Annotated in this window: 12 protein-coding genes; 6 read left to right on the forward strand and 6 right to left on the reverse strand. The window is 62.2% G+C overall.

Going from position 1 to position 14,486, the window contains the following annotated elements; all coding sequences use genetic code 11:
- Positions 1-37: 37 nt before the first annotated feature.
- The 3 genes from gmhB to MXC11_RS01600 all read left to right on the forward strand — a co-directional run bounded on the left by gmhB (position 38) and on the right by MXC11_RS01600 (position 2,634).
- Positions 38-577: a D-glycero-beta-D-manno-heptose 1,7-bisphosphate 7-phosphatase gene (gene gmhB, locus MXC11_RS01590; RefSeq protein WP_250004242.1), complete on the forward strand. Its 540-nt coding sequence runs from the start codon at positions 38-40 to the stop codon at positions 575-577.
- A gap of 7 nt (positions 578-584) precedes the next feature.
- Positions 585-1,319, forward strand: coding sequence for a lysophospholipid acyltransferase family protein (locus MXC11_RS01595; RefSeq protein ID WP_250004244.1), 735 nt, complete (start codon positions 585-587; stop codon positions 1,317-1,319).
- Between the two features lie 133 nt (positions 1,320-1,452).
- Positions 1,453-2,634, forward strand: a complete 1,182-nt coding sequence (locus MXC11_RS01600; protein ID WP_250004246.1) for a Fic family protein — start codon at positions 1,453-1,455, stop codon at positions 2,632-2,634.
- A gap of 258 nt (positions 2,635-2,892) precedes the next feature.
- Here the strand turns inward: MXC11_RS01600 and ald are convergent, their stop codons facing one another.
- From ald to dnaA, 6 genes are all read right to left on the reverse strand, one after another.
- Positions 2,893-4,014: an alanine dehydrogenase gene (gene ald, locus MXC11_RS01605; protein ID WP_250004248.1), complete on the reverse strand. Its 1,122-nt coding sequence runs from the start codon at positions 4,012-4,014 to the stop codon at positions 2,893-2,895.
- 80 nt (positions 4,015-4,094) lie between these two features.
- A complete protein-coding gene (gene pbpG, locus MXC11_RS01610; RefSeq protein ID WP_250004250.1) occupies positions 4,095-5,045 on the reverse strand; it encodes a D-alanyl-D-alanine endopeptidase in 951 nt (316 codons plus the stop codon).
- 200 nt (positions 5,046-5,245) lie between these two features.
- Positions 5,246-7,666, reverse strand: coding sequence for a DNA topoisomerase (ATP-hydrolyzing) subunit B (gene gyrB / locus MXC11_RS01615; protein ID WP_250004253.1), 2,421 nt, complete (start codon positions 7,664-7,666; stop codon positions 5,246-5,248).
- On the reverse strand, positions 7,663-8,763 hold the full coding sequence (gene recF, locus MXC11_RS01620) for a DNA replication/repair protein RecF (RefSeq protein ID WP_250004255.1): 1,101 nt from the start codon (positions 8,761-8,763) through the stop codon (positions 7,663-7,665). The genes gyrB and recF overlap by 4 nt, the downstream gene beginning before the upstream one ends.
- A gap of 112 nt (positions 8,764-8,875) precedes the next feature.
- Positions 8,876-9,979, reverse strand: a complete 1,104-nt coding sequence (dnaN, locus tag MXC11_RS01625) for a DNA polymerase III subunit beta (RefSeq protein WP_250004257.1) — start codon at positions 9,977-9,979, stop codon at positions 8,876-8,878.
- A gap of 31 nt (positions 9,980-10,010) precedes the next feature.
- On the reverse strand, positions 10,011-11,441 hold the full coding sequence (gene dnaA, locus MXC11_RS01630) for a chromosomal replication initiator protein DnaA (protein WP_250004260.1): 1,431 nt from the start codon (positions 11,439-11,441) through the stop codon (positions 10,011-10,013).
- A 601-nt stretch (positions 11,442-12,042) separates the two neighbouring features.
- Here dnaA and rpmH point away from each other — a divergent pair.
- The 3 genes from rpmH to yidC all read left to right on the forward strand — a co-directional run bounded on the left by rpmH (position 12,043) and on the right by yidC (position 14,457).
- Positions 12,043-12,180 (forward strand): 50S ribosomal protein L34, encoded by a 138-nt coding sequence (gene rpmH / locus MXC11_RS01635; protein ID WP_090313513.1) that lies wholly within the window; start codon positions 12,043-12,045, stop codon positions 12,178-12,180.
- Positions 12,181-12,193: 13 nt separating this feature from the next.
- On the forward strand, positions 12,194-12,619 hold the full coding sequence (gene rnpA / locus MXC11_RS01640) for a ribonuclease P protein component (protein WP_250004262.1): 426 nt from the start codon (positions 12,194-12,196) through the stop codon (positions 12,617-12,619).
- A 173-nt stretch (positions 12,620-12,792) separates the two neighbouring features.
- Entirely contained in the window at positions 12,793-14,457 is a 1,665-nt protein-coding gene (gene yidC / locus MXC11_RS01645; protein ID WP_250004265.1) for a membrane protein insertase YidC, read from the forward strand.
- Positions 14,458-14,486 lie beyond the last annotated feature (29 nt).

The raw sequence follows: 14,486 nt of genomic DNA on the forward strand, positions 1-14,486 counted from the left end.
TGAACTTACCCACAGACCTGCCGCATAAGGCCCGACCATGAAACTGCTGATTCTCGACCGCGACGGAGTCATCAACGAGGACTCCGACGCCTACATCAAATCGCTCGCCGAATGGGTCCCGATTCCCGGCTCGATCGAGGCCATCGCCCGCCTCAGCCGCGCTGGCTGGACCGTGGCGGTAGCCACCAACCAGTCCGGTCTGGCCCGCGGTTACTACGACGAAGCGACGCTGGAGGCCATGCACGCGCGCCTGCGCCAGCTGGTCGCCGAGCAGGGCGGCGAGCTCGGTCTGATCGTCCACTGCCCACATGGCCCGGATGATGGCTGCATCTGCCGCAAGCCGCTGCCAGGCCTGCTGCAGCAGATCGCCGCGCACTACGTCGTCGCCCTCAACGGCGTCTGGTTCGTCGGTGACAGCGCCGGCGACATCAGTGCCGCCCAAGCAGTGGCCTGCCAGCCGGTGCTGGTGCGCAGCGGCAAGGGTGAACGCACCCTGGCTCAAGGCTTGCCGGACGGTGTGAAAGTCTTCGACAACCTGGCGGCGGTTGCCGCCCATCTGCTGGCCGAGGAGGCCTGAACCGATCATGCAGGCGCTGCGCACCGTTCTCTTCTATTTCCTGCTGGCCCTCAGTGTCGTGATCTGGTGCCCGCTCAGCCTGCTGATCGGTATCTTCCTGCCGCTGCGCGCTCGCTATGTGTTGATCGCCCGTAGCTGGTGCCGCTTCGCCGTATGGCTGGCCCGGGTGATGGTCGGCATTCGCTACGAGGTCGAAGGCCTGGAGAACATCCCGGCCAAGCCCTGTGTGGTGCTGGCCAAGCACCAGAGCACCTGGGAAACCTTCTACCTGACCGGATTGTTCGCCCCGCTGGCGCTGGTGCTCAAGCGCGAGCTGCTCAACATCCCGTTCTTCGGCTGGGCCATGCGCCTGGTACGTCCGATTGCCATTGATCGCAGCAACCCCAAACAGGCCCTCAAACAGGTCGCCAGCATTGGCCAGGAGCGTCTGCAGCAGGGTTTCTGGCTGATAGTGTTTCCCGAGGGCACCCGGGTGCCGGCCGGCGAAATGGGCAAGTTCTCGCGCAGTGGCGCGTCACTGGCCGTCACCGCCAACCTGCCCGTCCTGCCGATCGCCCATAACGCCGGGGAATGCTGGCCACGTGACGGCTGGGCCAAGTACCCGGGTACCATCAAGGTGGTCATCGGTACCCCCATGCACGCGGAAGGCGAGGGGCCACGCGCCATCGCCGCCCTCAACCAGCAGGTGGAAGACTGGATGACGACCACCATGCAGCGCCTCAACGGTACGGCGCGTCGCTGACGCGCCACCTCCCGCTCTTTATCCACAGGCTGCTGCCCAGTCCGGGCGATAACGCTATGCCGGAGCACACAGCCGGCAGGACATTTGGTTAACATGCTGGCGCCCCTCCCTTCAGCGCAGCCTGGTTACCCGGATGACAGAGCAAGCAGACCTCGACTGGAAAGACCCCCAATCGCCCTCCCACAACCCACCTGAGCGTCCAGCCACCGAGCTGGGCAGCTGGGATGGGCAGCCGATCGCGCACGTGCGTCTGAGTGACCTGGATCCGGCCGCCCTAGCCAGCCTGCGTCCGCACATGGCGACTGGCGAGGAGGGCGATGCGGCACTGCTCGAACACCTGCAACTGGTACACCTCAAGCGTGCAGCCGCCCTGCTATTTCACCCCACTGCCGACAAGCTGATTGCCGGTGCCTATCTGCGGGTAGGCCACTTCGATGCTCAACATCAACTGCTTGAACATCACCTGTTGGGTGGTCACTTGTTCGCTCAGTTAAATGCTACACTTGACCTGCTTGATCAACATATACTACGTGCAAAGGCAGGTCATGAAGGGCGCTTTACAGGTGATGCTGATGAACTACGACATGCCCTGCGTGAAGCACTGCTCAACGCCCTGGTACACAAGGATTACGCCTGCGGCATACCGATTCAGCTGCGCCTGCAGAGTGACCGTATTCTGCTCTGGAATCCCGCGCGTCTGCCTGAAAACTGGAGCCTGGAGCGCCCCAAGAGCCGCCTGCTGCCACGCCCGGCCAATCCCGATATAGCCCATGTCTTCCAGCGTGCCGGGCTGATCAGCGGTTGGGGTACCGGGATCGAGCGGATGATCGACGCCTGTCGCCGTCAGGGCCTGGAAACGCCGCTGCTGCGCCAGGAGCAACAGGGCCTGTGGGTTGAGTTCAGCCTGTTGCCAGCCCCCCGCCAGCCCATGCGGCGCACGACATCGGAACCCGGCATGGCTTCGCATACTTCACCTGCTGAAAGGACTTACATGTACTCAGGAAAGAAGAGTGAAGCTATGCACAAAACAGTTGAAGTCACCAAAAAAGTTACAGGTGAAGAAAGGCACTTATCGACAGGCCATGTGAGCAGTGAAGTACGCCGCCTGCTCATGGCTTGCCAAGGCATCATGAGCCGCAAGGCCCTACAGGATGCTCTGGGGCTGCGCAGTGATGCCAACTTCCGCAACCTCTATCTGGTCCCTGCACTGGAAGCTGGCTTGCTGGAGATGACCATTCCCGACAAGCCCAAAAGCAGCCGCCAGCAGTATCGACTGTCCGCACGCGCCGAGGCTCTGCGCCAGCAGTGGCGCTAGCGCAGTGTGGTTCAATGGGCAGGAACTGGCAGCGTCAGCGCTACCTACGGGTCGGATCAGGCCATCAGGTGCCGTGCAGGGTGGGGGAATGACCTGTCGTATGGAATCGACGCCTTGTGGATAACTCTATGGATAACATGGGATAACTTCTGAGCGGACTGGTGTTTCACGTGGAACACCCAGATGATCTGATCGGTCCTTTTCAGAAACACGAAAGCCCGGCAAGCCGGGCTTTCTGTTACAAGGCAGACAGGACGCTCAGGGCAGTGCCAACACCTGCTCGGCGGTTTGCCATGGCAAACCATGCGCTTCAGCCACACCACGGTTACAGAGCTGCCCGGCAGCGATATTCAGGCCATTGCGCAGGTGCATATCATCACGCAGGGCCTGATGGCTGCCCTTATTGGCCAATGCCAGCACGAAGGGCAGGGTGGCGTTATTGAGCGCCTGGGTGGAAGTACGCGCCACACCGCCAGGCATGTTGGTCACGCAATAATGCACCACCTCGTCGACCACATAGGTTGGCTCGGCGTGCGTGGTCGGGCGCGATGTTTCAGCACAGCCTCCCTGATCAATCGCCACATCGACCAGCACCGCTCCTGCCTTCATCTGCCGCACCATCTCGGCACTCACCAGACGTGGCGCCGCAGCGCCGGGGATCAGCACACTGCCGATCAGCAGGTCGGCAGCCAGCACCTGCTCTCGCAGGGCCGCACCGGTTGAGTAGAGGGTGGTGATGCGGTTGCCGTACTGGGCATCCAGACGACGCAAGGCGTCGATGCTGCGATCCAGCACCGTGACATCAGCCCCAAGACCTACCGCCATGGCCGCCGCTTGGGAGCCAACCACGCCACCGCCGAGGATCACCACCTTACCCGGCGCCACGCCCGGCACCCCACCGAGCAGGACGCCACGCCCTCCCTGGGCCTTCTCCAGACAGCGAGCGCCGACCTGGATTGCCATGCGCCCGGCGACTTCGGACATCGGCGCCAGCAGCGGCAGGCGGCCCTGGGCATCACTGACCGTCTCGTAGGCAATGCACAGGGCACCGCTGGCCAACAGTTCCTCGGTCTGGGCACGGTCCGCAGCCAGATGCAGGTAGGTAAACAGAGTGTGCTGCGGTCCGAGCAAGCGGCGCTCACTGGCCAGTGGCTCCTTGACCTTGATGATCAGCTCGCTGCTGGCAAACAGCTCGGCAGCCTCGCTGACCAGCTGCGCACCGGCGGCCTGGTAGTCGGCATCGGTGAAACCAATGGCCGCCCCGGCCGCACATTCGACCCGCACCTGATGGTCATGGGCGCACAGCTCGGCCACAGCCGAGGGGATCAGACCGACCCGGTATTCATGGTTCTTGATCTCGCGGGGGACACCGATACGCATGGCAGGACTCCGGACATGGACAGGAAAGCTGCGAGCCTAGCACGCAGCCTCTGTGCTACCGAAGTCTGACCATGCCGCCCTCAGGGGCGCTCGAGCGCGGTCTGCAGCGCGCGGAACTGCTCAAGTTTCTGACGCTTGTACTGACGGGCCGCCTCGGGAATCGGCTTGCTCTGACCGGTCTGCAGCCAGTGGCGCAGGCGGTTGGCATCAGCGATCCGAGTCAGCTTGCCGAAGGAATCCAGCAGCACCACGGCAGTCTGGCGGCCCTGCAGACGGGCGATCATCACCAGGCAGTTACCGGCCTCATCGGTGTAGCCCGTCTTGCTCAGCTGGATATCCCAGTCGCTTTTGCGGACCAGCGGGTTGGTGTTGGCGAAGCCCAGCACATAGGCCGGATTGCGGAACTGCACGTCGCCGCGCTCGCGAGTACTCAGCTCACGGATCAGCGGATAGCGCTGGGCCGCCTTGAGCAGCAGCACCAGCTCGCGAGCCGTGGAGATATTGCCACTGGACAGGCCTGTCGGCTCGGTAAAGCGAGTTTTGTGCATGCCCAGTGCGCGGGCCTTGTCGTTCATCGCCCGGACGAACGCGGCATGGCCACCCGGGTAATGGTGGGCGAGGGCGGCCGAAGCACGATTCTCCGAGGACATCAGGGCAATATGCAGCAGCTCGCGACGTGTCGCCTGACTGTCAACCCGGACCCGCGAGAACACGCCCTGCAGTTCACGGGTGTCACGGATGGTCACAGGCAGGCGCTCACCCAGGGACTGGCGGGCATCCAGCACAACCAGCGCGGTCATCAGCTTGGTGATCGAGGCAATCGGCAAGCGCACATCGGCGTTGCTAGCAAACAGCTCACGCCCGCTCTGCAGATCGAGCACCATGACGCTGGTGGAGGCCAGCTCCAGGCCCTGCTGAGCACTGGCCTGACGCGCAGGCACGGCCGGAGCTGCCTGCACCTGATCCAGCGGCCATATTGCTGTTGCAGCACACCACAGGCTCAGCCCGCAGAGAACTCGTTTACTCCACATGATCGACAACCCCCCCCGAATGCGAAAGATGGCATACCGGCCCCTTCAGCACGGGACGGATATACGCCACGGCGGCAGAGGGGCCGCATAAAAAAACCGGCAGGGGAGACCCTGCCGGTTTGCACATCAGTATCGGAGGAAAGCTGCCGGGTGTCACCTGCCATAGTAAGTGAACAACGGATTATTCCCCGCCAGACCGATCACACATCCAGGTTCGACACCGCCAGCGCGTTGCTCTCGATGAAGTCGCGGCGCGGCTCCACGGCATCGCCCATCAGGGTGTTGAAGATCTGGTCGGCCGCAATAGCGTCCTCAATGGTGACCTTGAGCATGCGGCGTACCGCCGGGTCCATAGTGGTTTCCCACAGCTGCTCGGGGTTCATCTCGCCAAGGCCCTTGTAGCGCTGGATGCTGTGACGCTTGGCGGTTTCGCTCATCAGCCAGTCGAGCGCTTCCTTGAAGCTGGCCACGGCTTTCTTGCGCTCGCCACGCTGCACGTAGGCGCCATCTTCCAGCAGGTTGTTGAGCTGGCTGCCCAGATCGGTGACGGTGCGGTAGTCGTTGCTGGCAAAGAAATCACGGTTGAAGGTGACGTAGCTGGACAGGCCGTGGGCGACGGTCTGCACCTCGGGCAGCCACAGGTGGCGCTCACGGTCCTCGCGCAGACTGACCTGGTAGCTCTGTCCGGATTTCTCCACAGCCTTGAGGCGCGTGTCGAGCTGCCCGATCCAGGCCTGCATGGCAGCCTGGTCAGCGAGCTGCTCAAGGCTGACGCGCGGCAGGTAGACGAAGTGCTCGGTGAGCTCCTGCGGATAGAGCCGCGACAGGCGGGCCAGGGTCTTCATCACGGTGCGGTATTCACCGACCAGCCTCTCCAGCGCCGCACCGGACAGACCCGGGGCGTGCTCAGTGACGTGCAGGCTGGCGTCCTCGAGGGCCGACTGGGTCATGTATTCCTCCATGGCCTCGTCGTCCTTGATGTACTGCTCCTGCTTGCCCTTCTTGACCTTGTACAGCGGCGGCTGGGCGATATACACGTAGCCGCGCTCGATCAGCTCGGGCAGCTGGCGGAAGAAGAAGGTCAGCAGCAGGGTGCGGATGTGCGAACCGTCAACGTCGGCATCGGTCATGATGATGATGTTGTGGTAGCGCAGCTTGTCGATGTTGTACTCCTCGCGGCCGATCCCGCAGCCCAGCGCGGTGATCAGAGTGCCGACCTCCTGGGAGGAGAGCATCTTGTCGAAGCGCGCCTTCTCGACGTTGAGGATCTTGCCCTTGAGCGGCAGGATCGCCTGGGTTTTGCGGTTGCGGCCCTGCTTGGCCGAGCCGCCGGCCGAATCACCCTCGACGATGTACAGCTCAGACAGCGCCGGGTCTTTCTCCTGGCAGTCAGCCAGCTTGCCGGGCAGGCCGGCGATGTCCAGCGCGCCCTTGCGGCGGGTCATCTCGCGGGCCTTGCGCGCCGCCTCGCGGGCTCGTGCGGCGTCGAGCATCTTGCCGACCACTGCCTTAGCCTCGTTGGGGTTCTCCAGCAGGTAGTCGCCGAAGTATTTGCCCATCTCCTGCTCGACAGCGGTCTTCACCTCGGAGGAGACCAACTTGTCCTTGGTCTGCGAGCTGAACTTGGGATCGGGTACCTTGACCGAGATGATCGCGGTGAGGCCTTCGCGGGCATCGTCACCGGTGGTGCTGACCTTGTGCTTCTTGGCCAGGCCTTCGGCCTCGATGTAGTTGTTCAGGTGGCGGGTCAGCGCCGAGCGGAAGCCGGCCAGGTGGGTACCGCCGTCACGCTGCGGGATGTTGTTGGTGAAGCAGAGGATGTTCTCGTTGAAGCTGTCGTTCCACTGCAACGCCACCTCGACACCGACGCCGTCTTCCTCGCGCTGGATGTTGAAGTGGAAGACCTGGTTGATCGCACTCTTGTGCTGGTTCAGGTAATCGACGAAGGCCTTGAGGCCGCCCTCGTACTTGAACAGCTCCTCCTTGCCGCTGCGCTCGTCGCGCAGCAGGATGCCGACCCCGGAGTTGAGGAACGACAGCTCACGCAAACGCTTGGCGAGGATGTCCCAGCTGAAGTGGATGTTGCGGAAGGTCTCGGCGGAGGGCTTGAAGTGGATCTGCGTGCCGCTGCCTTCAGTATCGCCGACCGGCGCCAGCGGGGCCTGCGGCACACCGTGCACATAGGTCTGCTCCCAGACCTTGCCGCTGCGGCGGATGGTCAGCACCAGCTGTTCGGACAGCGCGTTGACCACCGAGACGCCCACACCGTGCAGGCCGCCGGAGACTTTGTAGCTGTTGTCGTCGAACTTACCGCCGGCGTGCAGCACGGTCATGATGACCTCGGCGGCAGAGACGCCTTCTTCCTTGTGGATATCCACCGGGATGCCGCGACCGTTGTCACGCACGGTGATGGACTCATCGGTATGGATGGTGATGCTGATGTCATCACAGTGACCGGCCAGCGCTTCGTCGATGGAGTTATCCACCACCTCAAAGACCATGTGGTGCAGACCGGTACCATCATCGGTATCGCCGATATACATGCCAGGACGCTTGCGTACAGCATCCAGCCCCTTCAGCACCTTGATGCTGGAAGAGTCATACGTTGGGTTCTCGCTCATGCCTTCACTCCCGAGGATTCAATACGGCCATGTTCCACGTGGAACATGGCGACCGGCGTGTCCGTACGCCAGCCGTCTTGTAGGATTTCGCTATCAACGCCGGTGATGAATACCTGACAGTCGAGCTCTTCGAGCAGGCGGCACAGGGCGTGGCGATGTTGTGTGTCGAGCTCAGAGGGCAGGTCATCGACCAGATAGACGCATTGCCCATGCTTGGCCCGGTTGAGCAGATGCCCTTGGGCAATACGCAGGGCACAGACCACCAGCTTCTGCTGGCCACGCGAGAGAATATCCGCGGCATTATGGCTGCCGATGCGCAGGCGCAGATCGGCACGCTGGGGGCCATACTGGGTGTGGCCGAGCTGCTGGTCACGCAGCAGGCTGGTTGCAAGCACTGCGTCGAGGTCACGCTCACGATCCCAGCCCCGGTAGTAGCTGAGAGTCAGCTCAGGCAGACTGATCAGCTGGGCCAAGGTCGTCTCGAAGACCGGTTTCAACGCCTGAATATAGGTGCGCCGATACTCATCAATCGCCTGGCTGGCGAGGCACAGCTCACGATCCCACGCCATTTGCGCCACCGCGTCGATTTTAGCATGCCGCAGCCAGGAGTTCCGTTGACGCAGCGCGGCCTGCAGGCGCTGCCAGGCGCTGAGAAAGCGTGGTTCGCCATGGAATACGCCCCAGTCGAGAAACTGTCGACGGATCTTCGGGGCGCCCTCGAGCAGGCGAAAACTGTCCGGGTTGATCAGCTGCAATGGCAGCAGCTCGGCGAGCTGAGCAGCGCTGCGCGCATTCTGGCCATCGATACGAATCTGCCAGTCCCCCTCCCGCTCACGGGCCACCCCCAGCTGACTGAGGCGCCCGTCCGCCAGACGTACTGCCCCGAACACCAGCACCTGATCGGCTCCTTGCTGGATCACCGGTGTCAGGCGGGTGCTGCGAAACGAGCGGGCCAGCCCGAGCAGATGAATCGCTTCCAGGACACTGGTCTTGCCGCTGCCGTTTGCTCCGGCCAGCAGATTGATCCGCGGCGAGGGCTCAAGCTCCAGCGGCTGCAGGTTGCGTACCGCCCGGATGGCAAGGCGCTTCAGGGACACGCAGCCCCCGACTCGCCATACATACACCCGATGCACCGCGCCAGCACGGATGGGCTCACCGCCTTATGCTTCACGCTCGACACTGCCCGCCTCGCACTGCTCATGCCGCTTCTTACAAGCGCATCGGCATCACGACATAGGTGGAGTCGTCGTTGCCAGCTTCCTGCAACAGAGCACTGCTGTTGGCATCGGCCAACGTGATGCGGACCTGTTCGGTGGTCATCACGCCGAGCACATCCAACAGGTAGCTGACGTTGAAGCCGACCTCCAGCGCCTCGCCGAAATAGTCGGCCTGCAGCTCTTCCTCAGCTTCTTCCTGCTCGGGGTTGTTCGCCTGGATCTTCAGCAGCCCGCTGGCCAGCAGCAGGCGGATACCACGGTACTTTTCATTGGAGAGGATCGCCGTACGGCTCAGTGCCTCGCGCAGGGCCTGACGGTCAGCCACAACCAGCTTGTCGCCATTACGTGGCAATACGCGCTGATAATCCGGGAATTTGCCATCCACCAGCTTGGAGGTGAAGGTGAAGTCACCCGCGGTGGCGCGGATGTGGTTGGGGCTGAGCACAATGCCGACCAGCTCGTCAGGCTCGGTCAGCAGGCGCTGCAATTCCAGAATCCCCTTGCGCGGGACGATGACCTGATGGCGCTCCTGCGCCTCAATGCTGCTCTCCAGCACGCACATCGCCAGACGATGCCCATCAGTCGCCACAGCACGTAGCTGCCCGGCGCTGACTTCCAGCAACATGCCGTTGAGGTAATAACGCACATCCTGCTGAGCCATCGCGAAGCTGGTGCGCTCGATCAGCCGACGCAGGCGTGCCTGGGCCAGCGAGAAATTCAGCGAACCGTGGCTTTCCTCGACCATCGGGAAATCACGGGCCGGCAGGGTGGACAGACTGAAGCGGCTGCGCCCGGCCTTGACCAGCAGTTTCTGCTCATCGAGACGGATATCGATCAGCGCATCACTGGGCAGGCTCTTGCAGATATCCATCAGCTTGCGGGCTGGCACAGTGATCTCGCCATCAACGGCTCGATCATCCAGCATCACCCGGCCGATCAGCTCGACCTCAAGATCGGTACCTGTCAGTGACAACTGCTGCCCGCGCACCTCCAGCAGGACATTGGACAGCACCGGCAGGGTCTGACGACGCTCAACGACCCCGGCGACCAGTTGCAGGGGTTTGAGCAGGGCTTCGCGTGAGATGGTGAAGTGCATCTTGAATCCTTGGCCTCGAGAGGCGCTCCTGTCAGGTGGTCAGGGTGCGCAAAAGGTTCTTGTAATCTTCGCGAATATCCGCATCCTCCTCGCGAAGTTCGGCGATCTTACGACAGGCATGCAGCACCGTAGTGTGATCGCGACCGCCAAAGGCATCGCCGATTTCCGGCAGGCTGTGGTTGGTCAGCTCCTTGGACAGGGCCATGGCCACCTGGCGCGGCCGCGCCACCGAGCGCGAGCGGCGCTTGGACAGCAGGTCGGCAATCTTGATCTTGTAGTACTCGGCCACGGTACGCTGGATATTGTCGATGCTGACCAGCTTGTCCTGCAGGGCGAGCAGGTCCTTCAGCGACTCACGGACCAGCTCGATGCTGATCTCGCTGCCAGTGAAGTGGGCGTGGGCGATCACCCGCTTCAGCGAGCCTTCCAGCTCGCGCACGTTGGAGCGGATGCGCTGGGCGATGAAGAAAGCGGCATCATGCGGCAGCTCAACCTTGGCCTGCTCGGCCTTCTTCATCAGGATCGCCACCCGGGTTTCCAGCTCCGGCGGTTCGACCGCTACGGTCAGGCCCCAGCCGAAGCGCGACTTCAGACGCTCCTCCAGCCCCTCGATCTCCTTGGGGTAGCGGTCGCTGGTGAGGATCACCTGCTGGCCACCCTCGAGCAGAGCGTTGAAGGTGTGGAAAAACTCCTCCTGGGAGCGCTCCTTGCGAGCGAAGAACTGGATGTCGTCGATCAAGAGGGCGTCCACCGAGCGGTAGAAGCGCTTGAAGTCGTTGATAGCGTTGAGCTGCAGGGCCTTGACCATGTCGGCGACGAAGCGCTCGGAATGCAGGTAGACCACCTTGGCATTCGGGTTCTTCTTCAACAGGTGGTTGCCCACCGCGTGCATCAGGTGGGTCTTGCCGAGGCCAACGCCGCCATACAGGAACAGCGGGTTGTAGCCGTGCTTGGGGTTATCGGCCACCTGCCAGGCCGCGGCGCGCGCCAGCTGGTTGGACTTGCCCTCGACAAAGTTCTCGAAGGTGAAGCTGCGGTTCAGGTAGCTGGTGTGCTTGAGGCCGCCCTCCACCTGCACCGTGCGCTCGGTGCGTGCGGCAGGGACTGGCTCCACCGAGGGCTGGGGCGGTTCTTCCAGGGGCAGCGCAGCTATAACGGGCGTATTGACGGCCGCGGGTGGGGCAGGCGGCGCAACCGGCACACGGGGTGCGGCCGGGCGCTTGCTGCCCACCAGCAGGTTCAGGGCCGGCGACTGTCCATCACTGCGCTCATTCATCAGTTCCAGCAGGCGATTGATGTAGCGCTCGTTGACGAACTCAACGACGAAGCGGTTTGGCGCATAGACGCGCAGCTCGTCGCCATGCATTTCGGCCTGCAACGGGCGGATCCAGGTGTTGAACAGCTGAGAGGACAGCTCATCGCGCAGGACTTCCACGCACTGTTGCCACAGTTCCACGGACACTCGGTTCCCCTCACTCGATGGCATCTGGATGGAAAAGACAGGGGGGAGATTGTACTCAGCCTGCAAGAAGTTATCCACATCCCTGCCGTATTGAGCCCGCGAAGGTGCAATCCAATGGCTCAGAAGTGTTGTGGATAAGCCAGTCAGCGAACGCCCGTAAGGTCGCTGGAAAACGCGCTGGATAACTGCCCTGTGGATAAAGCATCGATTCATCCCCAGCTTCTGCGCATAACTAACACACGCCCTGCACGGTTTCTCGACACACTTTGCCGTGCTGCAAAGGCCCGTGCTGTATGGCTTTGAGCAGTTATTCACAGAAAACCGCTTTGCCATAAAGCATTACCATCACGATCTTTTTAAAATCTTCTTATCTGTGTTTGTTCTTGAGCTGTGTACAAATTTTTCTGACCCACCGTTCCGCATAGCCACGCAGTCCCCTGTGAATCGGGAAAACCCGCAGCACCTGTTGCTAAAGCGCTGTGGATGAATCAGTGCAGACACTGGTTGGAAATTGACCTATCGGATCCCTTTCTCTAGAATCCGCGATCTCTCAAACAGGGCAGCCCCCTCCGGGCTGCCGTGATCACTAGGTAGATGAACGATGAAACGCACTTTTCAGCCCAGCAATCTGAAGCGCGCCCGTACCCACGGTTTCCGCGCACGTATGGCCACCAAGAACGGTCGTGCTGTCCTGTCGCGTCGCCGCGCCAAGGGCCGCAAGCGTCTGACCACCGTCTGATTGCCCGGACCGGGTGGTGAGTCGGAGTTACGGCCGGGACAAGCGCTTGCTGACGTCCCGACAGTTTTCGGCAGTCTTCGACTCTCCCACCGGCAAGGCGCCCGGCAGATCGGTGCTGCTTCTGGTCCGTAACAACGGACTTGATCACCCGCGTCTGGGGCTGGTGATTGGCAAGAAGAGCGTCAAGCTGGCGGTCGAACGCAATCGCATCAAGCGTCTGATCCGCGACTCGTTTCGCCTGCATCAGGATTTCTTGAGCGGTCTAGATATCGTGGTGATCGCCCGCAAGGGGCTCGCCGAGCTGGATAATCCCCAGCTGCATGCACAGTTCGCCAAACTCTGGCGACGTCTGGCCCGCCAGAATGCCCCGACGTCACCGTCCGCGACTCTCGCCAGTGATGTCGCATCTGCATCGCACACAACGCCCAATGCTTCGTGACAGCGCCGCGCGCGATCACGCGCGTTGTCGTACTTGCCCACTGCCCAGTTTCCTTCCCGACAGACGGGCCGGTCTGCCTGCGACTCTTGTCGCGCTCCCCGTGGCGACCCTCCGGCAGGTATGCTGCTGTGCTTTCCCGCTTGCTCCGATCCTTCTGATGGCCGAATAACACCATGGACATTCAACGCTCGATACTGTTCGTCGCCCTGGCAGTCGTGTCTTACCTGCTGGTGCTGCAATGGAACCAGGATTATGGACAGCCGGTTGTCCCGCCGGCCGCTGTGGCCAGCAGTGTTCCGGCACTGCCGGCAGGCGAGGCACCAACCGCCAACGCCGATATCCCCAGCGCCAGCTCGCAGGGTAATGCCCCGGTTGCACCCGCCATTACGACCTCTACGGCTGACAATCTGATCCGTGTCCGCACCGATGTCCTTGAACTGGACATCGACCCGCAAGGCGGCGACATCGTCCAGCTCAAGCTGCCGCAGTATCCGCGCAGCCTGCAGAACCGTGACGTGCCCTTCAGCCTGTTCGACAACGGCACTGAGCGCACCTATGTGGCGCAGAGCGGTCTGGTAGGAGATGGCCCGGATGCACGCAGCAGCGGTCGCCCGCTGTATTCGGCTACCAGCCGTGAATACCAGCTGCGCGATGGCGAAGACCGGCTGGTCGTCGAGCTGACCTTCAGTGAAGGCGGTGTTGATTACCTCAAGCAGTTCGTGTTCCAGCGCGGTGTCTACACCGTCGAGGTGGGCCATCGCATCGTCAACGGCAGCGACCGCACCTGGAGCGGTAACGTCTTTGCCCAGCTCAAGCGCGACAACAGCGGTGACCCGTCGCAGAACAGCGCCACCGGCATGGCCACCTATCTGGGCGCCGCCCTCTGGACCCACGATGAGCCGTACAAGAAGGTTTCACTGGGTGACATGGACGACAAGAACCTGCGCGAAACCGTGCAGGGCGGCTGGATCGCCTGGCTGCAACACTACTTTGTCACCGCCTGGGTGCCGAGCAGTGATGACACCCACCAGGTCACGACCCGCAAGGATGGCCAAGGCAACTACATCATCGGCCTGGTCGGCCCGCAGCTGAACATCCCGACTGGCAGCAGCGCCGAAACCCGCGCCACTCTGTATGCCGGTCCGAAGATTCAGGATGACCTCAAAGCGCTGTCGCCGGGTCTTGAGCTGACAGTCGACTACGGCTTCCTGTGGTTCATCGCCCAGCCGATCTTCTGGCTGCTGCAAGTTATCCACAGCCTGCTCGGCAACTGGGGCTGGTCGATCATCCTGCTCACCGTATTGATCAAGCTGGCCTTCTTCCCGCTCTCCGGTGCCGGTTACCGCTCGATGGCCCGCATGCGCGCCATGGCGCCTAAGCTGCAGGCCCTCAAGGAGCAGCACGGTGAGGATCGCCAGAAGATGTCCCAGGCGATGATGGAGCTGTACAAGAAGGAGAAGATCAATCCGCTGGGCGGCTGCCTGCCGATCCTCGTGCAGATGCCGGTGTTCCTGGCCCTGTACTGGGTCCTGCTGGAAAGCGTGGAGATCCGTCAGGCACCGTGGCTGGGCTGGATCGTTGACCTGTCGATCAAGGACCCGTACTTCATCCTGCCGATCATCATGGGCGCCACCATGTTCTTCCAGCAGACCCTCAACCCGACCCCGCCGGATCCAATGCAGGCGCGCGTGCTGAAGCTGATGCCGATCGTCTTCACCTTCTTCTTCCTGTGGTTCCCGGCTGGCCTGGTGCTGTACTGGGTGGTCAACAACATCCTCTCGATCGGTCAGCAGTGGTACATTACCCGCCAGATCGAAGCGGCGGCCCACAAGGCCTGACCCCTCACCACTGCCTGCAGACGCCCCCT

Source organism: Pseudomonas eutrophicaquae (genome assembly GCF_023544715.1).
Classification (GTDB): domain Bacteria; phylum Pseudomonadota; class Gammaproteobacteria; order Pseudomonadales; family Pseudomonadaceae; genus Geopseudomonas.

Excerpts from the sequence above, each read along its gene's own strand:
- gmhB (WP_250004242.1), top strand. The coding sequence starts at position 38 with ATGAAACTGCTGATTCTCGACCGCGACGGAGTCATCAACGAGGACTCC.
- MXC11_RS01595 (WP_250004244.1), top strand. The coding sequence starts at position 585 with ATGCAGGCGCTGCGCACCGTTCTCTTCTATTTCCTGCTGGCCCTCAGT.
- MXC11_RS01600 (WP_250004246.1), top strand. The coding sequence starts at position 1,453 with ATGACAGAGCAAGCAGACCTCGACTGGAAAGACCCCCAATCGCCCTCC.
- ald (WP_250004248.1), bottom strand. The coding sequence starts at position 4,014 with ATGCGTATCGGTGTCCCCCGCGAGATCAAGAACCATGAATACCGGGTC.
- pbpG (WP_250004250.1), bottom strand. The coding sequence starts at position 5,045 with ATGTGGAGTAAACGAGTTCTCTGCGGGCTGAGCCTGTGGTGTGCTGCA.
- gyrB (WP_250004253.1), bottom strand. The coding sequence starts at position 7,666 with ATGAGCGAGAACCCAACGTATGACTCTTCCAGCATCAAGGTGCTGAAG.
- dnaN (WP_250004257.1), bottom strand. The coding sequence starts at position 9,979 with ATGCACTTCACCATCTCACGCGAAGCCCTGCTCAAACCCCTGCAACTG.
- rpmH (WP_090313513.1), top strand. The coding sequence starts at position 12,043 with ATGAAACGCACTTTTCAGCCCAGCAATCTGAAGCGCGCCCGTACCCAC.
- yidC (WP_250004265.1), top strand. The coding sequence starts at position 12,793 with ATGGACATTCAACGCTCGATACTGTTCGTCGCCCTGGCAGTCGTGTCT.